This is a genomic window from Serinicoccus chungangensis (genome assembly GCF_001483745.1).
Taxonomy (GTDB): Bacteria; Actinomycetota; Actinomycetes; order Actinomycetales; family Dermatophilaceae; genus Ornithinicoccus; species Ornithinicoccus chungangensis_A.
Window position 1 is genome coordinate 35,405 of record NZ_LQBL01000028.1, and the last position, 23,127, is coordinate 58,531.

Annotated in this window: 16 protein-coding genes and 1 riboswitch; of the genes, 7 read left to right on the plus strand and 9 right to left on the minus strand. The window is 73.0% G+C overall.

From position 1 onward, the window contains the following. Positions 1 to 19: 19 nt before the first annotated feature. The 4 genes from AVL62_RS08775 to AVL62_RS08790 all read right to left on the minus strand — a co-directional run bounded on the left by AVL62_RS08775 (position 20) and on the right by AVL62_RS08790 (position 6,590). Positions 20 to 1,822: an assimilatory sulfite reductase (NADPH) flavoprotein subunit gene (locus AVL62_RS08775; RefSeq protein WP_058891280.1), complete on the minus strand. Its 1,803-nt coding sequence runs from the start codon at positions 1,820 to 1,822 to the stop codon at positions 20 to 22. Beyond that, positions 1,819 to 2,562, minus strand: a complete 744-nt coding sequence (locus AVL62_RS08780; RefSeq protein WP_058891281.1) for a phosphoadenylyl-sulfate reductase — start codon at positions 2,560 to 2,562, stop codon at positions 1,819 to 1,821. Before AVL62_RS08780 ends, AVL62_RS08775 begins: the two co-directional genes overlap by 4 nt. Positions 2,563 to 2,581: 19 nt before the next feature. Beyond that, positions 2,582 to 4,297 (minus strand): assimilatory sulfite reductase (NADPH) hemoprotein subunit, encoded by a 1,716-nt coding sequence (gene cysI / locus AVL62_RS08785; protein WP_058891282.1) that lies wholly within the window; start codon positions 4,295 to 4,297, stop codon positions 2,582 to 2,584. A 226-nt stretch (positions 4,298 to 4,523) separates the two neighbouring features. Next, positions 4,524 to 6,590: an NAD(+) synthase gene (locus tag AVL62_RS08790; RefSeq protein ID WP_058891283.1), complete on the minus strand. Its 2,067-nt coding sequence runs from the start codon at positions 6,588 to 6,590 to the stop codon at positions 4,524 to 4,526. Between the two features lie 181 nt (positions 6,591 to 6,771). Beyond that, positions 6,772 to 7,008, plus strand: a riboswitch (cobalamin riboswitch). Between the two features lie 146 nt (positions 7,009 to 7,154). Here AVL62_RS08790 and AVL62_RS08795 point away from each other — a divergent pair. Continuing rightward, entirely contained in the window at positions 7,155 to 9,752 is a 2,598-nt protein-coding gene (locus AVL62_RS08795; RefSeq protein ID WP_058891284.1) for a ribonucleoside-diphosphate reductase subunit alpha, read from the plus strand. 37 nt (positions 9,753 to 9,789) lie between these two features. Continuing rightward, the gene (locus AVL62_RS08800) at positions 9,790 to 10,803 is read left to right on the plus strand and encodes a ribonucleotide-diphosphate reductase subunit beta (protein WP_058891285.1); all 1,014 of its coding nucleotides are present in this window, start codon (positions 9,790 to 9,792) and stop codon (positions 10,801 to 10,803) included. Between the two features lie 152 nt (positions 10,804 to 10,955). On the opposite strand, the gene AVL62_RS08805 is transcribed toward AVL62_RS08800, so the two are convergent. Both AVL62_RS08805 and AVL62_RS08810 read right to left on the minus strand, forming a co-directional pair. Then, positions 10,956 to 13,004 carry a DUF6541 family protein gene (locus tag AVL62_RS08805; RefSeq protein WP_058891286.1) on the minus strand — a complete coding sequence of 683 codons (2,049 nt, stop codon included), beginning with the start codon at positions 13,002 to 13,004 and terminating at the stop codon, positions 10,956 to 10,958. Next, positions 13,001 to 14,335, minus strand: a complete 1,335-nt coding sequence (locus AVL62_RS08810; protein ID WP_058891287.1) for a nucleotide sugar dehydrogenase — start codon at positions 14,333 to 14,335, stop codon at positions 13,001 to 13,003. Before AVL62_RS08810 ends, AVL62_RS08805 begins: the two co-directional genes overlap by 4 nt. A 116-nt stretch (positions 14,336 to 14,451) precedes the next feature. Here AVL62_RS08810 and AVL62_RS08815 point away from each other — a divergent pair, with 116 nt between their 5' ends. Continuing rightward, a complete protein-coding gene (locus tag AVL62_RS08815; protein ID WP_058891288.1) occupies positions 14,452 to 15,387 on the plus strand; it encodes an alpha/beta hydrolase in 936 nt (311 codons plus the stop codon). Between the two features lie 303 nt (positions 15,388 to 15,690). Here AVL62_RS08815 and AVL62_RS08820 read toward each other — a convergent pair whose 3' ends face one another. Continuing rightward, positions 15,691 to 18,066 carry a glycosyltransferase gene (locus tag AVL62_RS08820; protein ID WP_058891289.1) on the minus strand — a complete coding sequence of 792 codons (2,376 nt, stop codon included), beginning with the start codon at positions 18,064 to 18,066 and terminating at the stop codon, positions 15,691 to 15,693. 105 nt (positions 18,067 to 18,171) lie between these two features. On the opposite strand from AVL62_RS08820, the gene wecB reads away from it, so the two are divergent. The 3 genes from wecB to AVL62_RS08835 are packed head-to-tail and all read left to right on the plus strand — an operon-like array spanning position 18,172 to position 20,377. Beyond that, a complete protein-coding gene (wecB, locus tag AVL62_RS08825) occupies positions 18,172 to 19,242 on the plus strand; it encodes a non-hydrolyzing UDP-N-acetylglucosamine 2-epimerase (protein WP_058891290.1) in 1,071 nt (356 codons plus the stop codon). Next, positions 19,239 to 20,117, plus strand: a complete 879-nt coding sequence (locus tag AVL62_RS08830; RefSeq protein WP_058891291.1) for a helix-turn-helix domain-containing protein — start codon at positions 19,239 to 19,241, stop codon at positions 20,115 to 20,117. The genes wecB and AVL62_RS08830 overlap by 4 nt, the downstream gene beginning before the upstream one ends. After that, positions 20,114 to 20,377 carry a DUF2000 family protein gene (locus AVL62_RS08835; RefSeq protein WP_058891292.1) on the plus strand — a complete coding sequence of 88 codons (264 nt, stop codon included), beginning with the start codon at positions 20,114 to 20,116 and terminating at the stop codon, positions 20,375 to 20,377. Before AVL62_RS08830 ends, AVL62_RS08835 begins: the two co-directional genes overlap by 4 nt. Positions 20,378 to 20,427: 50 nt before the next feature. Here the strand turns inward: AVL62_RS08835 and AVL62_RS08840 are convergent, their stop codons facing one another. Beyond that, complete coding sequence (locus AVL62_RS08840) at positions 20,428 to 20,988, minus strand: cupin domain-containing protein (RefSeq protein ID WP_058891293.1); 561 nt, start codon at positions 20,986 to 20,988, stop codon at positions 20,428 to 20,430. Between the two features lie 151 nt (positions 20,989 to 21,139). On the opposite strand from AVL62_RS08840, the gene AVL62_RS17825 reads away from it, so the two are divergent. Continuing rightward, positions 21,140 to 21,940, plus strand: coding sequence for a helix-turn-helix transcriptional regulator (locus tag AVL62_RS17825; RefSeq protein WP_235585634.1), 801 nt, complete (start codon positions 21,140 to 21,142; stop codon positions 21,938 to 21,940). Positions 21,941 to 21,987: 47 nt separating this feature from the next. Here the strand turns inward: AVL62_RS17825 and AVL62_RS08850 are convergent, their stop codons facing one another. Continuing rightward, on the minus strand, positions 21,988 to 23,127 hold the full coding sequence (locus AVL62_RS08850; protein WP_083518827.1) for a glycosyltransferase: 1,140 nt from the start codon (positions 23,125 to 23,127) through the stop codon (positions 21,988 to 21,990).

Below are 23,127 nucleotides of genomic sequence, written 5' to 3' on the forward strand. Positions count from 1 at the left end.
CTCTGACCCGGGCGCGGCCTCAGTAGACGTCGCGCTGGTAGCGCCGGGCGTCGCGCAGCCCGACCAGGTAGTCCTCGGCGGCCTCGCTGCCCACGCCACGGTGCTCGGCGACGATGTCGACGAGGGCGGCGTGCACGTCCTTGGCCATCCGGTCGGCGTCGCCGCAGACGTAGAGGTGCGCCCCCCGCTCCAGCCAGTCGTAGACCTCGGCCCCGTGCTGCCGCAGCCGGTCCTGGACGTAGACCTTGTCGGCCTGGTCCCGGCTGAAGGCGACGTCCATCCGGGTCAGCAGCCCGGACCTGAGGTAGCCCTGCATCTCCACCTGGTAGAGGAAGTCCTGGGTGAAGTGCGGGTTGCCGAAGAACAGCCAGTTCTCGCCCTCGGCCCCGGCGGCGTCCCGCTCCTGCAGGAAGGCGCGGAAGGGGGCGATCCCGGTGCCCGGGCCGACCATGATCGTCGGCACGGCCGGGTCCTGCGGCAGCCGGAAGTGCTCGCCGGACTCGACGTAGACCTTGACCCGGTCGCCCTCCTCGGAGCGGCGCACGTGGCCCGAGCAGCCGCCCAGGTGCGGGCGGCCGAAGCCGTCCCACTCGAGCACGCCGACGGTGAGGTGCACCTCGTCCTCGACCTCGCGCTGGCTGGAGGCGATGGAGTACAGGCGCGGCTGCATCTTGCGCAGCGCGTCGACCAGCTGCTGCGCACCGACCGGTGCCGGGTGCTCGTGGAGGATGTCGTAGATCTGCCGCTCCTCCAGGAACGAGCGCAGCGCCGTTGTGTCCTGCGCCAACTCGGCCAGCGTCTCCAGACCGGCCGCCTCGGCATACCTCTGCACGAAACCGGGGTAGGACTGGGTGAGCTCGAGGTCGTCGAGCAGGGCGTCGCGCAGCGTGGTCGTGGACCCGCCGAGGGTCACCTCCTGCGCCCCGTCCAGCTCCAGGACCGCCAGGACCCCGTCGACGGCCTCGGGGTCGTTGCGGAAGAACACCCCGAGGGAGTCCCCCGGCTGGTAGGTCAGCCCGGACCCCTCCAGCGAGATCTCGACGTGCCGCACGTCCTTGGTGCTCGTCCGTCCGGTGATCTTCTGGACCTCCCCGATCTCGGCGAGGAAGGGGCTGCGGCGCGAGTATGCCGTCGGTGCCGCCGCCGCGAGTCCCGGCATCTGGACGACGGTCCCGCCCGCGGGGGTGACGGCGGTGAGCTCGGGCTCGAAGACGTCGAGCGTGGACTCGACCCAGCCGTCCACCTGGTCCTCGTAGTCCACGTCGAGCAGCAGCCGCTCGGCGACCACGGTCGCGCCGAGCGCGCGCAGCCGGTCCTCGAAGTCCACGGCGGCCTGGCAGTAGAACTCGTAGCTGGAGTCGCCCAGCCCGAGGACGGTGACCTGGGCGCCGGAGAGGTCGGGGGCCTTGCGGGAGGTGAGGAAGGTATGCAGCTTCTCCGCGCTCTCCGGGGGGTCGCCCTCGCCGTGGGTCGAGACGACGACGGTGAGGAAGCGCTCGGACTTCAGCTGGGTGGGCTTGTAGTCGGCCATGTCGACCAGCGACACGGTGAGCCCCCGGGCCCGGGCGGCCTGGGCCAGGTCGCCCGCCACGTGCCGGGCGTTGCCGGTCTGGGAGCCGTAGAGGACGGTCAGGGTGGCCGCCTCGGCGGAGGCCGCGGCGGCGGGGCCGGCCGGGTCGGCGCCCTCGGCGCTGCCGGCGAGGTAGCCGCTGACCCACATCCGCTGCAGCGGCGTGAGCGTGGCGGCCAGCTCGGCGAAGCGCTGGTGCTGGTCCGGCGTCAGAGGGCTCGCGCCCTGGAGGAGCTGGGGCGTCGTCGTCATGCGCCCTCCTGCTCCACGTGCAGCCCGCACTCGCGGACCAGACCGAAGAAGCGCGATCCCTCCGCGTCCAGCTCGTCGGCGGCCCGGCGCGTGGTGTGGGTGTCGCCGATGCTGAGGTAGCCCTCGTGGAAGAGCGGGTGGTAGGGCAGGTCGTGCTCGGTGAGGTAGCGGTGCACGTCGCGGTCGGTCCAGTCGACGACGGGGTGGACCTTGACCCGGCCGTTCTGCTGCTCCACCGGCTGACGCCCGGCGCGGCCGGTGGACTGCTCACGGCGCAGCCCGCTGAACCACGTGCCGATCCCGAGCTCGGTCATGGCCCGCTGCATGGGCTCGACCTTGTTGATCCGGTTGTACTCGGTGATGCCCTCGACGCCCTGCTCCCAGAGCCGCCCGAAGCGCGCCTCCTGCCAGGCCGGGGACATCGGCGAGCGGTAGACGTGCAGGTTGAGGCCGAGCCGGTCGGTGAGCTCGTCGACGAAGCGGTAGGTCTCCGGGAAGAGGTAGCCGGTGTCGAAGAGCAGGACCGGCACGTCGGGCACCGCCCGGGTCACCAGGTGCAGCATGACGGCGGACTGGACCCCGAAGCTGGAGGTCACGGCATACCCGCCGGGCAGGTGCTGCAGGGCCCAGTCGATGCGCTGCTGGGCGCTGCACCCCTCCAGGCCGGCCGCCGCCGACCCCAGGTCGTGCGGCGAGAACGGCAGGGTGCTGCAGCCGTCGTGGGTGGCGAGAGCGCTCATGGGTGGTCCTCTCGGCTGGTCAGGCGTGGAAGTCGGTACGGGAGACGGTGACCTTCGCCACGACCCCGGTGCGGATGAGGAAGTCGCCGAACCCCTCGCCCTCCTCGCGCCCGGAGACCCAGGCGCCGACGAGGTGGTCCAGCTCCTCGAGGATGACCTCGGGGCTGATGTTCTCCCGGTAGAGCTTGGGCACCCGGGTGCCGATGCGGTCCCCGCCGAGGTGCAGGTTGTACTTCCCCGGGCCCTTGCCCACCAGGCCCACCTCGGCGAGCATGGCGCGCGAGCAGCCGTTGGGGCAGCCGGAGACCCGCAGGACGATGTGGTCGTCCGGGATGCCGTGCTTGACCAGCAGCTGCTCGACCTGGGTGACGAAGCCGGGCAGGAAGCGCTCGGACTCGGCCATGGCCAGGGGGCAGGTCGGGAAGGACACGCAGGCCATGGAGTTGCGCAGCTGCGGGGTGACGGTGTCGTCGACGAGGCCGTGCTGGCGGGCGATCCGCTCGATCGTCCGCTTCTGCGCCGTGGGGACCCCGGCGATGACGAGGTTCTGGTTGGCGGTGAGCCGGAAGTGGCCGCGGTGCACCTGGGCGATCTTGCGCAGGCCCGTCTTGATCGGCCTGCCCTCCTCGTCGCGGACGCGGCCGTTGAGGATGAAGACGGTGAGGTGCCAGGTGCCGTCGGTGCCCTTGACCCAGCCGAAGCGGTCACCGCGGGAGGTGAAGGTGTAGGGCCGGGAGGGCTCGAAGGTGATGCCGGCGCGTCGCTCGACCTCGGCCTTGAAGACGTCGGTGCCGACCCGGTCGAGGGTGTACTTCGTCTTGGCGTTCTTGCGGTCGACCCGGTTGCCCCAGTCGCGCTGCACCGTGACGACGTGCTCGGCCACCGCGAGGGTGTGCTCGAGCGGGACGAAGCCGAGGTCGTCCGCGGTGCGCGGGTAGGTGTTGGTGTCGCCGTGGGTCATCGCGAGCCCGCCGCCGACGAGGACGTTCCAGCCGACGAGGGTGCCGTCCTCGACGATCCCGACGAAGTTGAGGTCGTTGGCGTGCAGGTCGACCTCGTTGTCCGGCGGCAGCGACACGGTGGTCTTGAACTTGCGCGGCAGGTAGGTCTCGCCCAGCACCGGCTCCTGCGTGCTCAGCGCCTTCTCGCCGTCGAGGAAGATCTCGTAGTACGCCGTGGTCCGCGGCAGCAGGTGCTCGGAGATGCGCCGGGACCAGTCGTGCACCTCGGCATGCAGCGCGGACTCCAGGGGGTTGCTGGAGCAGAGGACGTTGCGGTTGACGTCACCGGCCGTGGCGATGGAGTCCAGGCCCACCGCGTGGATGGCCCGGTGGGCGTCCTTGATGTCCGGCTTGAAGACGCCGTGGAACTGGAAGGTCTGGCGGGTGGTCAGCCGCACCGAGCCGTAGAGGGTGTGCTGCTCGGCCCAGTCCTCGACGGCCAGCCACTGCTCGGGCGTCATGACGCCGCCGGGCACGCGGGCCCGGAGCATGACGTTGATGAGCGGCTCGAGCTTCTGCTGGGCGCGCTCGGCCCGGATGTCCCGGTCGTCCTGCTGGTACATCCCGTGGAAGCGGATGAGCTGGAAGTTGTCGGGGCTGAAGCCGCCGGTGATCTGGTCCTGCAGGTCCTCGGCGATCGTCCCGCGCAGGTAGTTGCTCTCCCGCTTGAGGCGCTCGTTGTCGGACAGCGGGCCCTCGACGATCAGCGGGGCGTCCTGCTGGCTCTTCGGCATCTGGTGCGGCTTTCCGTCCGGTCACAAGGGTGAGCAGGCACCCACGTCGGTGTGCCTGCCCAGAGGTAAGCAAGGATTATGCCTAACCTTATTCCACGGCATGGATGATGCGTCAAACCGGTGACGCGGACCGGTGCGACTGCGGGGATCACGCTGGCCGACCGCACGGTATGCGGTCACGACCGGGGCTGGCGCAGGGATCCTGTCCGCAGCGGCGGGGCCCGGCTCAGGCGGGCGGGACGTGCGCGTCCAGCTCGGCCAGCCACACCCGGGCGTTGGCGTCGGAGGGGGCGCGCCAGTCCCCGCGCGGCGACAGGGCCCCGGCGGAGGACACCTTGGGCCCGTTGGGCAGCGCCGAGCGCTTGAACTGGCTGAAGGCGAAGAACCGCTCGACGAAGAGCACGAGCCAGCGGCGGATCTGCGCCAGGTCGTAGGCGTTGCGCCCCTCCTCCGGGAAGCCGGGCGGCCACGGGCCGCGCTCGACGTCCCGCCACGCGTGCCAGGCGAGGAAGGCGACCCGGCTGGGCGGCATACCGAAGCGCAGGACGTGGTGCAGCGTGAAGTCCTGCAGCTCGTACGGCCCGATCTTCTCCTGCGTCGACTGCACCTGCCCGTCCTCGCCGGCCGGGACCAGCTCGGGGGTGATCTCGGTGTCCAGGATCGAGGTGAGGACCTCGCCGGTGCGGGCCTCGAAGAGCCCCTCGCCCACCACCCAGCGGATGACGTGCTGGATCAGGGTCTTGGCCAGGCCCGAGTTGACGGTGTAGTGCGACATCTGGTCGCCCACGCCGTAGGTGCACCAGCCCAGCGCCAGCTCCGAGAGGTCACCGGTGCCCAGGACGATGCCGCCGCGCTGGTTGGCGGCGCGGAAGAGGACGTCCGTGCGCAGGCCGGCCTGGACGTTCTCGAAGGTCACGTCGTAGACCGGCTCGCCCTCGGAGAAGGGGTGCCCGAGGTCCTCGAGCATCTGCCGGGCCAGGGGCCGGATGTCGATCTCCTCGAAGGTCACCCCGAGCGAGGTGGCGAGCTCGGTGGCGTTGTCCTTGGTGTGGTCGCTGGTCGCGAAGCCGGGCAGGGTGAAGGCGAGGATGTCGCTGCGCGGTCGCCCGGCGCGGTCCATGGCGCGGGCCGCGACGATGAGGGCGTGCGTGGAGTCCAGGCCCCCGGACACCCCGATGACGACCTTGGGGTCGCCGATCGCGGCCAGCCGCTGGGCCAGCGCGGTGACCTGGATGCTGAACGTCTCGTAGCAGTCCTGCGCCAGGTCGGCGGGGTCGTCCGGGACGAAGGGGAAGCGGTCCACGGTGCGGCGCAGGCCGATGTCGGTCCGCGGCGGGTCCAGCACGAGGTCGACCGTCCGGAAGCGGGTGACCCGGTCGGCGAGGGCGAGCGCGTTGTCGTCGAAGCTGCCCTGCCGGGCTCGGTCGGCGCGGATGCGCAGCAGGTCGACGTCGGCGACGCTGCGGTGCGGGCCCCGCGCGAAGCGCTCGGACTCCACGAGCAGCCGCCCGAGCTCGTGGACCATGGTCTGCCCGTCCCAGGACAGGTCGGTCGAGGACTCGCCCTCCCCGGCCGCCGCGTAGGCGTAGGCGCACAGCATGCGCGAGCTCGCGTCGGCGCACAGGGCGTGCCGCTCCGCGGAGCGGCCGACGGTGATCGGGCTGCCCGAGAGGTTCGCGACGACCGTCGCTCCGGCCAGCGTCGCCTCCGCAGAGGGGGGCACCGGCACCCACACGTCCTCGCACACCTCGACGTGCAGCACCAGGCCCGGCACGTCCGTGGCGCGGAAGAGCAGGTCAGGGCCGAAGGGCACCTCCACCACGTCCCCCGTGGTCCCCGGGCGAGGGATCCGGAGGGTCTGGCCGTCGGTGCCGACCCCGGCGGCGAAGTGGCGCTTCTCGTAGAACTCGCGGTAGTTCGGCAGGTACGACTTGGGTGCCACGCCCAGCACCTCGCCGCGGTGGAGGACGACCGCGCAGTTGTAGAGCCGGTTGCGGTGGCGCAGCGGGGCCCCGACCACGACGACCGGCAGCAGCTCGCGGGTCGCCTCCGCGACCGACCAGATCGCCTCGACGGTCGCGTCGAGCACGGCGTCCTGCAGGAGCAGGTCGTCGATGGCATACCCGGTCAGCCCGAGCTCGGGGAAGATCGCGACCGCCACACCCTCGGCGTCGCACCCGCGCACCACCTCGGCGGTGCGCTCGGCGTTGGTCGCCGGGTCGGCGATGGCGACCGGCAGGGTGCACGAGGCGATGCGGGCGAAGCCCTGGTCGTAGGCGCTGTAGAACTCCACGGGGCCAGTGTGTCAGGAGGTGCCGGTCGGGGACGCCCGGTGGCGCAGGGCCCACCACTCACGGCGCTCGGTGGGGTGCAAGGAACCACTCACGGCGCTCGGTGGGGCGGAGGGCAACCACGGGCGGCGCTCGGTGGGGTTCACAAGATGTGGGGGTTACATCGGTGTCATTCGTCTGTATATAGTGGCGCACGCAGCTGGTTCGGCTGCGGTCCGTGGGACTCCCGTGGGTCGTGGTCGTCGCAAGAGGGAACCCGGTGAGAACCCGGGACTGCCCCGCAGCGGTGAACGGGAACGACCGTCGCACTCATGGCACTGCGCCCCCGGGCGTGGGAAGCCGCGACCAGTAGGTCCGTCCGGAGAACTCTCCGGACCTCGCCCGTGAGTCCGAAGACCTGCCAGTGCACGGACGGCCCGACGCCGTCCGTGGCTCGTGACCGCGAGGGACGGTCTGGGGCTGGCAGTGGCGACCCGCGACGTCGGCGGGGCACCGCGGCATACCCCTCTCCCCTCGTCCGTCCCGGGCGCGTCCGCAGCAGGACCGAGTTCACGAGGGGTGAACCGATGGCCACCATCACTGTCATCAAGCGCGACGGCACGCGAGTGCCCTACGACGGGCACGAGATCGCCCGTTCCATCGAGGCGGCCGCCGCCGGGCTGGACGACGCGGTCGTGCGCGCCACCCAGCTGCAGTCCGAGCTGGAGATCACCCTCTTCGACGGGATCACCAGCGAGCAGCTGGACGAGGCGGTCGTCCAGGTCGCCCTGCAGAACGTCAAGGACGACCCGGCCTTCGACACCATCGCCTCCCGCCTGCTCGTCAAGACGATGTACAAGGCCGTCTTCGGCGACACCCGCGACCTGCTCGGCGAGGACGACCCCGAGGTCGTCGCCGCCAAGCACCGGCAGTACTTCCCCGGGGTCGTCGCCAAGGGTGTCCGCCTGGGCCTGCTGGACCCGCGGCTGACCGAGCTCTTCGACCTGGAGGCCCTGGCCGCCGCGCTCGACCCCGCGCGCGACGACCTGCTGCGCTACACCGGTGCGCAGACGCTGCGCACCCGCTACGCCCTGAGCGACGTCGACCGCTCCAGGACCGTGATGGAGACGCCGCAGTTCTTCTGGATGCGCGTGTCGATGGGGCTGGCATTGAACGAGGCCGACCCCACGGCCGCGGCGCTGCAGTTCTACGAGGCGATGTCCCGCCTGGAGTACCTCGCCGCCGGGTCCACCCTCGTCAACGCCGGCACCGCCTACAGCCAGCTCTCCAACTGCTTCGTCATGCAGATGGAGGACGACATCGAGCACATCGCCAAGAGCGTGCGCGACGTCATGTGGCTCACCAAGGGCACCGGTGGCATCGGCCTGTCGGTCTCCAAGCTGCGCTGCGAGGGCAGCCCGATCCGGTCCAACAACACCACCTCGACCGGACCGATCCCCTTCATGCACACCATCGACTCCACGCTGCGCGCCGTGAGCCGGGGCGGCAAGAAGTTCGGCGCCCTGTGCTTCTACCTGGAGAACTGGCACCTCGACTTCCCGGCCTTCCTGGACCTGCGGCAGAACTCGGGCGACCCCTACCGCCGCACCCGCACCGCCAACACCGCCGTCTGGCTGAGCGACGAGTTCATGAAGCGGGTCGCCGCGGACGACGAGTGGTTCCTCTTCGACCCGCTGGACACCCCCGACCTCACCGAGGCCACGGGGGCCGACTTCTCCGCGCGGTATGCCGGCTACGTCGCCCGCGCGAAGGCTGGCGAGCTGCGGCACAAAAGGCTGCGCGCGCGGGAGCAGTGGAAGGCCATCCTCGTCTCCCTGCAGACGACCAGCCACCCGTGGCTGACCTGGAAGGACTCCGTCAACACCCGGGCGCTCAACGACAACACCGGGACCATCCACTCCTCCAACCTGTGCACCGAGATCACCCTCCCGCAGGACCGCGACAACGTCTCGGTCTGCAACCTCGCCTCGATCAACCTGTCCCGCCACGTGCACGGGCGGCACAGCACGGGCGAGGTCACCATCGACTGGGACCGCCTGGCCCGGTCGGCCCGGCTGGCCGTGCGCCAGCTCGACAACCTCATCGACATCACCATCAGCTCGGTCCCGGAGTCCGAGCACTCCAACGAGCAGAACCGTGCCCTCGGCCTGGGGGTCATGGGGTTCACCGACGTCGTGGAGCGGATGGGCCTGTCGTACGAGTCGGCCGAGGCCTACGACCTCATCGACCGGCTGGTGGAGTTCGTCTCCTGGCACGCCGTCGACGCCAGCGCCGACCTGGCCCGCGAGCGCGGGGCATACCCGACCTTCGAGGGCTCCCGGTGGAGCCAGGGCATGGTGCCCGTCGACACCATTGACCTGCTCGAGGCCGACCGCGGCCTCACCGTCGAGGTCGACCGCCGCGCCACCATGGACTGGGACGTCCTGCGCGAGAAGGTCCGCGGCGGGATGCGCAACTCGACCCTCATGGCCATCGCCCCCACGGCCTCGATCGGTCTCGTCGCCGGCACCACCCCGGGTCTGGACCCGCAGTTCAGCCAGATCTTCAGCCGCGCCACCAGCGCCGGCAAGTTCCTGGAGGTCAACCGCAACCTCGTCGAGGACCTGCGCCAGCACGGCCTGTGGGAGCAGGTGCGCGAGGACCTGCTGCGCCACCAGGGCGACCTGTCCAAGGTGGAGGGGGTGCCGGCCGAGCTGCAGGAGATCTACCGCACCAGCTTCCAGCTCTCGCCCTACGCCTTCCTGCACGTGGCCGCCCGCGCCCAGAAGTGGATCGACCAGGCCATCAGCCGCAACATCTACCTCGCCAGCCGCGACATCGGCTCGATGGCCGAGCTCTACTCCGCGGCATGGCGGATGGGCGTCAAGACCACCTACTACCTGCACATGATGCCGCGGCACACCGCCGAGCAGTCGACGGTCAAGGTCAACAAGGCGGCCGAGCCGTCCGCGGCGGGGTCCTCCGGCGGCCGGCGCGGCTTCGGTGGCGCCTCCAGCACCCCGCCGCGACGCGGGTTCGGCACGGCCCCCGCCGCGACGGCGGTGGCCCCGACGCCCGTCCAGGCGCCGCCCCAGGTCGAGCAGCTGCCCGTCGTCGACGAGGTCGACGGCCAGCAGTGCCCGACCGACCCCATGGAGCGCCTGCAGTGCGACTCCTGCCAGTGACCACCCGCATACCTCACCTCCTGGAGGAGACCCCCTCATGACCGACACCCTCGACACGACCATCAGCAGCGGCATCCTCGGCACCGGGATCCGCGAGGGCCTGCTGCTCAAGCCCGTCACCTACCCCTGGGCCATGGAGCTCTACGACCAGGCCGTCGCCAACACGTGGTTCCCCAACGAGATCCAGCTCGGCGAGGACCTCGGCGACTTCGAGCGGATGAGCGCGGACGAGCGGCACGCCCTCACCTTCCTCATGTCCTACTTCAACCCCAACGAGCTGCTCGTCAACAAGGCCCTGGCCTTCGGTGTCTATCCCTACGTCAACGCGGCCGAGTGCCACCTCTACCTCGCCAAGCAGATGTGGGAGGAGGCCAACCACTGCATGAGCTTCGAGTACGTCCTGGAGACCTTCCCCATCGACCGGGAGGCCGCCTACAGCTCGCACGTGCAGGTGCCGTCGATGGCCGCCAAGGAGGAGTTCGAGGTCCGGTTCATCCGGCGGATGACCGAGCAGACCCTCGACATCTCCACGACCGAGGGCAAGCAGGACTTCGTCCGCAACCTCGTGGCCTACAACGTCATCCTCGAGGGCATCTGGTTCTACTCCGGGTTCATGGTGGCGCTGAGCTTCCGGCAGCGGAACCTGCTGCGCAACTTCGGCTCGCTCATCGACTGGATCGTCCGGGACGAGAGCCTGCACCTGAAGTTCGGGATCAACCTCATCCTCACCGTCCTGGAGGAGAACCCGGACGTCGCGACGCCGGAGTTCGCGGACGAGATCCGCGGCATGATCCTGCAGGCGGTGGAGATGGAGGAGGCCTACAACCGGGACATGCTGCCGAACGGCATCCTCGGCCTCAACGCGGACTACATCAACCAGTACGTGCGCTACCTGGCGGACCGGCGGCTGGAGGAGCTCGGCTTCGAGCCGGCCTACGGCGTCGCCAACCCGGCGAAGTGGATGGCCACCGCCAACGACACGCTGCAGCTGGTGAACTTCTTCGAGTCCATCAACACCTCCTACGAGGTCAACACCCGCGCCGACTCCTGAGGGCTGGGCGCGGCCTGTGCACGGGACCGCCGCCTGTGCACCGGATCGGTGTCTGTGCACGCGAACCCAGCCTGTGCATGCCGTAGAACACATGCTCAGGCTGCAGCAGCGTGCACAGGTCGCGCTCGCCTGCACAGGTCACACCCGGGCGGTCAGGCGCAGCCGGTGAACTCCCACAGGGAGGCGTGGCCGCCCTCGTCCACGAGGGTCCACGCCTCCTCGGCCCGCTCGGTGGCCGGCGTGTCCACCCGGCCGAGCGGGTCGGCGCCGCTGCCGAAGCCGCCGTCCGGGTCGAGGTTGCGCAGCCCCGGCGAGGTCTCCTCCCACTTGGCGTTGGCGGGGTCGTCGAAGGTGAGGGAGTCGGCATACACGTGGGTGACGCCCAACGTGCGCACCGCCTCGCAGACCTCGGGGTCGACCGCCCACTGGTCGAAGCGGTCGAGGAGGATGTCGCGCTGCGGGCTGTCCGGGATCGGGCTGAGCTGGGGGAAGACGACCTCGACCCCCGCACGGTGCAGGAGGTAGGGCGAGCCGGCGACCGGCTCACCGAGCACCACGGCGTCCTCGGGCAGGGTCTGCGCGGCCCGGTCGACCATGGCGACCTCCTCCGGCTCCAGGATCGTCCCCCAGGCGATCGGGCTCGCGGTGTAGGTCGAGGCCATGACCTGCACCTGGCTCGTCCAGCGCAGCCCCGAGGTCAGGACGACGAGCGCGACGACGAGCCCGCCCGCGACCCACTCCACCCGCACCCGCAGCACCCGCGCCAGCCGGCCGGCCAGCCAGCCCCCGGCCCCGGCGGCCAGGAGGATCGCCGGGACGAGGACGAGCTGGTTGATGCGGGAGGCCTGGGTGTACCAGAACCCGGCCAGCACCCGCAGCGGCTGCTCCGGCGGGCCCGCGGCGAGGAGGGTGAGCACGACCGCGGCGACCAGCGCGACCACGAGCCACCGGGCGTGCCGCCACCGCAGCGCCAGGGCGATCCCCAGCCACACGAGCAGCGTGGTCACGAGGTTGACCGAGGTGATGGCGTAGACGTAGATCAGCGGGTGGTCGATGGCCAGCGAGGCGAGCCCCGGCAGGTAGGACTCCTGCCCGCCGCGGCGGTAGTCCATGATCGCGAGCACCGGCGGGAAGGTCAGCAGGAAGGCCGCCGCTCCCCCCACCAGGGCGACCCACGCCACGCCGACCGTCACCGCACCGACCCGGCGCCCCAGGCGGAACTGCCGGCGCAGCTGCCGCAGGAGCAGCACGGTGAGCAGCGGCAGCGCGAGCAGCGCGAGGCTGAAGAGCCCCGAGGGGTGCGCGAGCACGACACCGACGACGGCCCAGGCCAGCCCGATCCCCAGCGCCAGGTGCATCCGCCAGGACAGCACCCCGCGGAAGGTCGCGACCAGCAGCGCGATCGTCCCCGGCAGGCACGCGGTGGACAGGGCGAAGGGCCACACGGCCAGCATCGACACGGCGACGGCGGGGAAGGTGACGAAGGTCGCCGCCAGGACGGGCACGAGGATCGCGGGCAGCGCCCGCGCCGGCCACACGACCCGGGCCAGCGCGACCAGCCCCGCGATCCAGACGACCGACCCGAGGACGAGCGAGGAGGCGTTCGCGGCCTCGGTGACGCCCTCGAAGCCGGGGGCGACCGCGACCAGGGAGTGCCAGACGGCGGGGTAGAACGGGGCGGCGTTGTCGGCGTACATCGGGGCCAGCCCGCCGAGCGAGCTGGCGTCGCCCGTCTCGCGGACGAACCACAGCGCGTTGAGGTGGAAGACCGCGTCCCAGGCCTGGGGCGGCTGGTCCGCGCGGCCCATCCCGGTCGTCATCGCGGCCGCGAGGACACCACCGCCCAGGGCCCAGGTGAGCGCCAACCACCCCCGCTCGGTATGCCGCAGCGCTCGCTCCCCCGCGACCGTCACCCCGGACGGGTGCCCGGTCGTGCCCAGCACGGTGCCGAGCAGCACGGCCACCACGACCGCGACCAGGGCGCCGAGGGCGAAGGTCAGCAGGGTCCACGGCAGCCCCACCAGGGCGTAGCCGATCGCGAGCACCCCGGCCAGCCCCGTCGTCACCGCCGGACCCGCGCCGAGCGCGAGCAAACCGCGCGCACCGAGGCCGCGGAGCACGGCATGCCCCGGCAGCACCCAGAGGACCGTCAGCAGGAGGATGCCCGGGACGACCTCCCCCCAGCCCACGCCGCCGGTCATGACGCGGGCTGCTCCCCTCCGCCGATGGTGAGGCGGGGGACGCCGGTGAAGCGCGCGGGGTCGGTGACGCGGCGGCCGTCCAGCAGCAGGCGCAGCCCGGGCAGGTCGGTGGCGCCGAGCCGGGCGTACTCGGGGTGGTCGGCCTGCACGATGGCGACGTCGACCGGCTCGCCCGGCTGCCCGTCGACCCAGGCGTAGGGGGTCCAGCCGTAGGCGGCGAGCTCCTCGTCGGTATACATCGGGTCGTGCACGAGCACCTGCGCGCCGCGGGAGCGCAGCGCCTCGACGGTCGCGAAGACGCCGGAGAAGGCGGTCTCCTTGACCTTGCCCCGGTAGGACGCGCCGAGCACGAGGACCCGCAGGCCCTCCAGCGAGCCCAGGAGCGTCTCGGCCCGGGAGACGGCGTAGTCCGGCATCGCGGCGTTGGCCTCGCGGGCCGCCCGGACCACGGTCGCGTCGGCGTCGGTGGACAGGTAGAGCCGCGGGTAGACCGGGATGCAGTGGCCACCGACCGCGATGCCGGGCTGGTGCAGGTGGCTGTAGGGCTGGGAGTTGCACGCCTCGATGACCTGGTGGACGTCGATGCCGACGGTGTCGGCGAACCGGGCGAACTGGTTGGCGAGGCCGATGTTGACGTCCCGGTAGGTCGTCTCGGCGAGCTTGGCCATCTCGGCGGCCTCCGCGCTGCCCAGGTCCCACACCCCGTTGGGGCGGGTCAGGTCAGGGCGGTCGTCGAAGGTGAGCACGGACTCGTAGAAGGCGGTGCCGCGTGCCGCGCCGGCCTCGGTGAGCCCGCCGACGAGCTTGGGGTAGCGGCGCAGGTCGGCGAAGACCCGCCCGGTGAGGACCCGCTCGGGGGAGAACACCAGGTGGAAGCCTTCCTCCTCGCCCTCGGTCAGGCCGGAGAGCTCCTCGATCATCGGCTTCCACCGCCCGCGGGTGGTGCCCACCGGCAGGGTCGTCTCGTAGGACACCAGCGTGCCGGGGGTCAGGTGCGCGGCCAGGCTCGCGGTCGCGGCGTCCATCCAGGCGAAGTCGGGGGCGCCGGTCCGCTCGTCGACGAACAGCGGCACCACGACGACGACGGCGTCCGCGCCCGGTATGGCGTCCGCGTAGTCCGTGGTCGCGCGCAGCCGGCCGGCGGGGACGAGCTCGGCGAGCTTGTCGGCCAGGTCCGCCTCGCCCGGGAATGGCTCGGTGCCCGCGTTGACCGCCTCGACCGTCGCCGGGTTGACGTCCACCCCGACCACCTCGTGCGCGGGGTCCGCGTCCGCGAACTGCACCGCCAGCGGCAGCCCGATCTTGCCCATCGCGACGACCGCGATCCTCATCCGTGCCTCTTCCGTCGGGGTGGGGACGTGCGGGATCAGGATACGTGTGGCCCGGGGCTGCCCCGGGCGACCGGCTCCCCGCGCGGGACCCCGGGGTCGTGGGCCATCATCGGTCCATGGCCGACTCCACCTTCAGCCTGACCGCCCCGGACGGCACCGCCGTGCACGTGAGCCGATGGACGCCGGAGGGCCCTCCCCGGGCCGCCGTCCTCGTCGCGCACGGCATGGTCGAGCACGCCGCGCGCTACGACCACCTCGCCCGCCTCCTCACCGAGCACGGGTACGCCGTCTACGCCCCCGACCACCGGGGGCACGGGCATACCGTCACCGACGGGCTGCTCGGCCACCTGGGCGACGAGGGGGGCTTCGCGGCCGTCGTCGACGACCTGCACGCGCTCGGCGAGCAGATCCGGCGGGAGCTGCCGGGGGTGCCGCTGGTACTGCTGGGGCACAGCATGGGCTCCTTCCTGGCCCGGGCCTACGCGGCGCGCTACGGCGAGCACCTCGCCGCGCTGGTGCTCTCCGGCACCGCGGGTCCCCCGGGGTTGATGGCGTGGCTCGGGCTGCAGGTGGCCTCGCTGGAGGCGCGGCTGCGGGGTCCTCGCGCGCCGAGCCACCTCATGACGGCGTTGACGATGGGGCCGTACAACGCGCGCTTCCGACCGACCCGGACCCGCTCGGACTGGCTCACGCGCGACACCGCGCAGGTCGACGCCTACGAGGCCGACGAGCTGTCCGGCGCGGTCGCGTCGGCCGGCTTCTACCGCGACCTGCTGACCGGGCTGCGGTGGGTGAGCCAGCCCTCGGTCGCCGCGCAGATGCCGAAGGACCTGCCGGTGCACCTGGTGGCCGGCGAGGTCGACCCCGTCGGCGGCGCGGTCGGGACCGAGGAGGTGGCCGCGATGTTCCGCGACGTCGGGGTGCGCGACGTCAGTGTCCGGATCTGGCCCGGCGCCCGGCACGAGGTGCTCAACGAGACCAACCGCGACGAGGTCGAGGCCGACCTCGTGGGCTGGCTCGACGCCCGCTTCACCGCGCCCGACGCGTCGTAGGACCACTCCGGACGCGCCGTCCGACCACACCGGACACGCAGTCCGACCACACCGGACGCGCAGTCCGACCACACCGGACGCGCGGTCCGACCACACCGGACGCGCGGTAGGACCAGCCGCTACCGGCGGCACTTCCGAGGCCCACCGTGTGCGCTCGTGGCCCCCAGAGGGCCACCACCGCGCACAGTCCTGTCCCCCGACAGCCGCGGCACGCTCCGGCAGGCCCCTCACGGGCCCACCGTGCGCACTCGCGGCCCCCAGAGGGCCACCACCGCGCACAGCCCCTACCAGCCGCGCGGACGATCAGCCGTGGCGCGTGGGCCGGGAGGCCCACAGCGAGGCCGCCATGAGCCTCAGCGGCGCCTCGGGGTCCAGCGCGTGCCGCCAGTCGCCGGGCAGCAGCGTGCGCGGGGTGCCGTGGCGTCGCCGGCTCCGGGCGAGCCCGAGCAGCCGGGGCGCCGGCACCTGCGGGTCGAGCGCGGCGGCGAGCAGGTCGTGGTCGGCCAGGCTCAGCGGGTCGGCGCACCCCGGGGCGGCGTCCAGCACCCGCCGCGTCACCCGGGCCAGCTCCACCCGTTCGGCCTCCGTCCACCACCCCGGGTCCGGCCGGGTGAGGATCGCCCCGAAGACCTGGATCCGCAGCACCTTGGTGCCGACCGCGCGCCGTTGCGCGGCGGTGAGCCGCGCCATCCACGGCAGGCCCCACAGGGCGTCCGCGGTGAGCAGCTGGTCACGCAGGGGCCGGGGGTCGGAAGTGATCCGGTCGGGGGCGTCGTCGTGCACGAGGTATGCCGGGGCCCGGGTCGCGAGGAGGACCTCGGCACCGGCATACAGCGCGGTCATCATCGGCAGGTCCTCGCCGACCCGGGCGCCGGGGTGCAGCCGCGTCCCGGGCAGGCGCAGGGCGCCGCGGGAGATGAGCCCCAGCGGCGCCGAGCGGTAGCTCAGCCGGTCGCGCACCAGCTCGACCCGCCCGCGACCACGGACCGGCCGCGCCGGCGGGGTGGGCAGGGGTCGGCCGGCCAGGCGCACCGGCGGCAGCACGACCACCGGCTCGTCGGGGTCCCGCCCCTGCGCCGCCTCCAGCCAGCCGGGCAGCGCGCCCGGGGCGAGTGCGTCGTCGGAGCCCATGATCGACACCCACGGCGCGCTGGCCGCCTCGATCCCGGCGTTGAACGGCCCGCTGGGGCTCGGTATGCCGTCGCTCACCACCATCACCCGCACCCGCGGGTCCTCACGCAGGTCGGCCGGCAGCAGGTCCGTGATGTCGGCGGCGGTCAGGTTGTGCGCGACCACGCTGACCCGCACCGGGAGGTCGCCCGAGCCGTCGAGGACCGACCGCACCGCGCGGGCGACCTGGCGGCGCACGGAGTGCACGGCGACCACCACGTCGACGACGGGGCCGGGGTCGTCCGCACGCCGGTACCCTGCCGCCCCGCCACCCTCGCCCCGCGCCGCTCCTGCGTCCGCACCGGTCCCCCGGCGCCGGTCGTGGTCACCGATCTGCCCGCTCCGGTGCCCCACCGCCTCGGCGTAGACGCGCCCGACCCGGTCGGCATACGCCTCCCGGCCGAACCTCTCGACCACCGGCGCCGCGACGTCCTCCGCCCCGAGCCCGCTGCTCGCAGCCCAGACCGTCTCCACGGTGTCCGCCCATGCCGACGCCGGGGCCCCGGGGGGCACGAGCTCGCCGCTCGGCGGCCCGACGAACTCCCGCGGCCCACTGACGTCGCCGACGACGACGGGCCGCCCGGCGGCCAGGGCCTCCGCCGCGGCGAGGCAGAACGTCTCGGCCCGGGTCGGCAGGAGGAAGACGTCGCCCTCCCCCACCACCTGCTGCACCTCGCCCGGAGGCAGCGCCCCCGAGAGCTCGACCGGTGTGTCGTGGGCTACCGCCTCCCGCTCGACCTCGTCCCGCAGGACCCCCTCCCCCACCCACGTGAGCCGGGCGTCGACCCCCCGCGCCCGCAGCTCGGCGGTCGCCCGCACGGCGGTGACCGGGTCCTTGCGCGGGATGAGCCCGCCCACGGCCACGAGCCGCAGCGGACCCCGGTCGCGCAGGCCGGCACCCGGCTCCCGGCGCGGGTGCAGCGCGGGCGGGGCGGTGACGATGTTGGGCACGACCCGCACCGGGCCCCGGCGCAGCCGGCGCACCTCCCGCGCGAGGTCCGGGCCGACGACCGCCACCACGTCGGGGCGCGCCAGCAGCGGGCGTACCACGTGCCGGGCCAGCCGCAACGGTGCGGGGAGGGTCTCCGGCGCCCCCAGCCCTGACCAGTGCTCGGTGTGCACCCAGGGACGGTCGGGTCGCCGCCTCGCGAACGGCAGGAGGGCCGAGACCGCCATGGTGTGGACCAGGTCGGCCCCCCGCTCCAGCTCGGCGACGCGGCGGGCCGCGCGAGCCACGTGGTCGGGCCGACGCGGGTCCATCACCAGCTGCTCGACGGGTATGCCGTCCGCCGGCCCCGCGCCGTCCGCACCGCCGCGTGGCACCGGGGCCGGGTCGGCCGGGTCGGCCGGGTCGGCCAGGTGGGGCGGGTCGGCCAGGTGGGGGGCGACGAGGTGCAGGACGACGACCTCGTGCCGGTCGGCGAGGGCGGCGACGTCGCGCGCGACGAAGACCCCCGTCGACGGGGACGCCGCGGTCGGGAACCACGTGGTCACGACCAGGACACGCATACCCTCACGCTATCCCGCGGGGCGACCGCCGCTCCGCCGCGCCTGCCACCGACCGCCACGAGCGCCGTCCTCCACCCCGCAGGACCGCTGGCTAGAGTCGACCGGGTGACCATCCTCTCCGTCGTCGGGGCCCGCCCGCAGTTCGTCAAGCTCGCGCCGATCGCGCAGGAGTGCGCCACCCGCGGGATCGAGCACGTCATCGTGCACACCGGCCAGCACTACGACCCGATGCTCTCCGACGTCTTCTTCACCGACCTCGGCATCCCCCACCCCGATGTCCACCTGGGGGCCGGCTCCGGCAGCCACGGGGTGCAGACCGGGGCGATCCTCGGCGCGATGGACGCGGTGCTCGAGGAGCACCGCCCGGACTGGGTGCTCGTCTACGGCGACACCAACTCCACCCTGGCCGGGGCGCTGTCGGCGGTGAAGCTGCACGTGCCCGTCGCCCACCTCGAGGCCGGGCTGCGCTCGTTCAACCGGCGCATGCCCGAGGAGCACAACCGGGTGCTCACCGACCACGCCGCCGACCTGCTGCTCGCCCCGACGCAGGCCGCCCGGGAGCACCTGGCGGCCGAGGGCCTCGGGTCCCGCACGGTGGTCGTCGGCGACGTCATGATCGACGTCCTGCACCGGGTCCGTGACGAGCTGGTGGACGCCGACGCCGTCCTCGACGAGCTCGGTATGCCGTCCGGCGGCTTCTCCCTCGCCACGATCCACCGCGCGGAGAACACCGACGACCCCGCCCGGCTGGCCGCGGTCGTCACCGCCCTGCAGGAGGTGGACCACCCGGTCGTGCTGCTCGCACACCCCCGGCTGCGGGCCCGGGCGGCCGAGCACGGACTGGACCTGGACGGCGGGTCGCTCACCACGCGGGAGCCGCTGGCCTACCCCCGGCTGGTGGGTGCGGTGAGCCGGGCGCGCGGCGTCATCACCGACTCCGGCGGCCTGCAGAAGGAGGCCTTCGCCCTGCGGACGCCCTGCACCACGGTCCGCACCGAGACCGAGTGGGTGGAGACCGTGGAGCTGGGCTGGAACGTCCTCGTCGAGCCCGGCCCCGCCGTGGCTCAGGCCGCCTCGCGGCCGACGCCCGAGCCGACCGACGCCGCACCCTACGGCGACGGCCATGCGGCCGCCGCGGTGCTGGACGCGCTCCTCGCCCCCCGCCCTGGGCCGTGACCCCCGTCCCCACGGCCGCGGCGCGGCCCGACCGCGTGGTCGCCTTCCGGCCTCCGCTCGCCGGGGTCGAGGAGGTGCTGCACGCGTCCTGGCGGGAGCACGCCTACCCCGCGCACACCCACGACACCTGGACCGTGCTGCTCGTGGACGACGGCGCGGTCGCCTACGACCTGGACGGCCGCGCGGGGGCTGCGCCGTCGCGCTCGGGGCTGACCGTGCTGCCGCCGCACGTCCCGCACGACGGCCGCGGCATGGGCGGCGCCGGCTTCACCAAGCGCGTGCTCTACCTCTCCCCCGACCAGCTGGGGCCCGACCTAGTCGGGCGAGCGGTGGACGCTCCGCTCCTGCGCGACGCCACCCTGCGCGCCGGCGTCGACCGGCTGCACCGGGCCCTGGTCGGCCACGACCTCCTAGAGGCCGAGGCGCGGCTGGCGCTCGCCCGCGAGCGGCTCGCCGACCTCCTGCGGCGTCGGACGCCGCAGCCCCGGAGCCCGCAGCCGCTCGTCGCGGTCCGGGCCCGCGAGCGCCTCGACGCCGACCCCACCGACGGCACCACGCTCGCCGCCGTCGCCGCCGACCTCCAGGTGAGCGTCCCGCACCTGGTGCGCTCGTTCTCGGCCTGCTACGGCATCCCTCCGCACCGCTACGTCCTGGGCCGTCGTCTCGACCATGCCCGCCGGCTGCTGCTGGACGGCGTGCCCGCGGGGCAGGTCGCGGTCGAGACCGGTTTCTACGACCAGGCCCACCTGACCCGGCACTTCCGGACCTTCCTGGGCACGACCCCGGCCCGCTTCCAGCGCTCCTGGTCGCGCGCCGCCCCGGATCATGTCCGTACAAGACCGTCGGCGCGCCCGGTCACCACGATGGGTGCATGACCGACCCGGACCTGCTCACCCCGCCCTTCGACACCAAGATCGCCGTGGCCGTCCGCGACGACCTCGCGACCTGGCAGCGGCTCAACGTCACGGCCTTCCTCACCTCGGGGATCGCCGCGGCCCTGCCCGAGCTGGTCGGCGCCCCCTACGCGGACGCGCGGGCCGTACCCGGCGCCGACCTCGACCTGGTCGGCCTGGCCGTCCACGGGCCGAAGAACGGGGTGGACAAGGTGCTCAAGGGCGCCCGGCTGCACCCCTGAGCCGGTAGCACCCGCCGGTGCTCTGTCGCGCCGGCGGGTGCATCCGCCGGTCAGAGCGCCGTCCGCCCGGTCACGACGTTGGCCTCGCACCATCCGTCCTGGCGGTCCGCCGGGATGGTCGGCGCGCCGTCGGCCGGCACGTCGTAGAAGGTGGCGTAGAGGACGGTCGGGACGTCCCCGTCGTTCCCTGCCGTGTGGACGATGTCTCCCGGGTCGACCAGCGCGTCCTGCGGGCCGTAGTCACGCTTCCGGCAGTCCGTGCTCTGCTGGTAGACCAGGTCGCCCTCGGCCACCGAGATGACGACCGGGCCGGGGTGGGTGTGCCACGGGAACGCCGCGCCGGGTGCCAGCTCGACGCGGGCGACCACGATGTGGCCAGGGTCGCGCAGGTTGAGCACCTGGGTGGGCCCCCCGTCCAGCGAGCGCCGGATCGACATGGTGATGTCGTCGGTGAAGTCCGCGTGGCGGGCCAGCACCGTGACGTCCGGCCCGGGCGGTGCGTCACCGGTGGTGTCCTTGGCTGCGGCCCCGGTGGGGGCGAGCAGGGCCCAGCTGGTCGCGACCGCCGAGCCGGCAGCCAGGATCGTGTGTCGTGAGCGGTTCGTCGTCATGATCGTGTCCTTTGTCGCGGTGGTGTCCTGACCTCCTCCACGCTGCCGCGGCCGGGTCGGTAGCGGTATACGACGTTCGTCGTACCCCGCGACCCTGGCGGGGGGTGCGCGATGCCTGGCAGAGTGGATGACGAGCGACAAGGAGGACGTCATGTCGATCTCAGCCACCAGGAGGGTGCGGAGGCTCGACGAGCTGTGGCAGCTGCAGGAGGTGCTGCAGCAGGACGGGCCGGGGGTGGGCTTGCCGCTCGGCCTGCTGCAGGGGGTGCGACGCGTGCTGCAGTGCGACATCGTGGCGTTCAACGACGTCGACAGCCGGCGCCGCCGCCACCACTTCCTGCAAGGTGTCGACCACGAGGACGCCGACGAGGTCGTGGCACCTGACCCCGACGACCCGGAGGAGCTGGCCTTCTGGGAGCACTACTGGCAGTCGGCCTGCTCCCTGCCGGAACGCACCGGGGACCTGTCGGGGGTGCGCCTCACGTCGGACTTCTACTCGCGTCGGCAGTGGCACGAGACGCCTTACTACCGCGAGTCCGGGGAGGGTCCTCCTCCCGAGTTCGAGATGTCCACGGTCTGGGGCCGCGGGTCCCCCGACCGCACCCTGCGCCTGCTGTGCGTCCGGTTCGACGGACCGGACTTCGGCGACGACGACCGCTTCCTGCTGGAGCTGCTGCGCCCGCACCTGCTCATGGCCTTCCACCGGGCCGAGTCGGCCCGTGATCGGCAGCACGGGACCGGCGTGGCCGCCCTGACGCCCCGGCAGCGGGCGGTGCTCGCCCTGGCGGTGCAGGGTCGGACGAACCACGCCATCGGACGCGAGCTGGGGATCGCCGAGGGAACGGTGCGCACCCACCTGATGCACGTCTACGCCACGCTCGGGGTGTCGTCCCGGGCCGCTGCCGCCGCTCTGCTGACCGCAGCCTCACCGGACCTGGCCCCACCTGGCTGAGCTCCCCACACCGCCCGTACGCCTACGTCACTCCCTCGCAGCCTCGGTCAGCCACCCACCCTGGCGGCGAGGGTGTCGACGGCGCGCTCCCAGCCGCGCACCTGCTGCTCCGCGGACAGCTCCCCCGCGGCCGCGTGGGACGCCGCCTTGAAGCGCGTCACCTTCTCGGCGTCGAGGCCGTCGAGGGTCTCCGCCAGCGCCTGCGCGGTGAAGTCCGGGCTCACCACCCCCAGCCCGTGCCGCCGCACCAGCGCGGCCATCTCCGGGCTCGGCCCCACCACCAGCGCGAGCCGCCCCTGCACGAAGTCGAAGACCTTGTTGGGCAGCGCCCACAGGTGGTTGAAGGACACCGGCGGCAGCACGTAGACGCCCACGTCGTGCGCGTTGAGCGTCGCCGGCAGCTCGTGCGGCGCGACCGGCGGGTGGATCCGCACCCGGTCCGAGGCGGCATACCGCTCCCGCAGCTGCGCGAGGTAGGCCTCGTCGTTCGGCATGAGGTAGAGGTCGAGGGTCATCGGCCCTCGGACGAGCTCCATCGCCTCGAGGATGACGTCGAGCCGGTGCCGCTGCGCGTTGCCCGAGTGCACCAGACGCAGCGGGTCGCCGACCGGCCCGGGCTCGAGGTCGACGTGCTGCGGGGCGTTGACGACGACGCCGGCGCGCAGCCCGAAGCGCAGGCGGTACTCCCGGGCGATCCCCTCGCCGACGGTGGTGACCGAGTCGGCCAGCGGGCCGTAGCGGCGCACGAGCCAGCGGTAGTAGGGCGCGACGAAGGCCCGCCACCGCCACGACTCCTCGTTCTGGCGAGGGTGGTACTCGTGCAGGTCGGCGTGCACGCCGCCGGTCGGCGACAGGTCGAGCGCGAGCGGCAGGGTGTCGACGTCGTCGGCGAGGACGACGGTGAAGCGCCGCTGCCCGGCCAGCAGCTCGGCCGCGGCCCGCGTCACCGGGGCCCGACGGTATGCCGTCTCGAACCGCCGCTGCACGAGCAGCCGGCGGTCCTTGTGCCAGGAGACGACGTCGTCGGGCAGGCGCAGGTGCTCCACGACCCCGTCGGGGGCCTCGCCGTAGCCGAGGGTCGTCACCGCGTAACGACGGGAGAACAGCGAGATCTGGCGCAGCACGCGGGCGTCGGAGCGCAACCGGCTCCACGCCATGATGAGCAGCCGGGGACGGGGGTCGCGCAC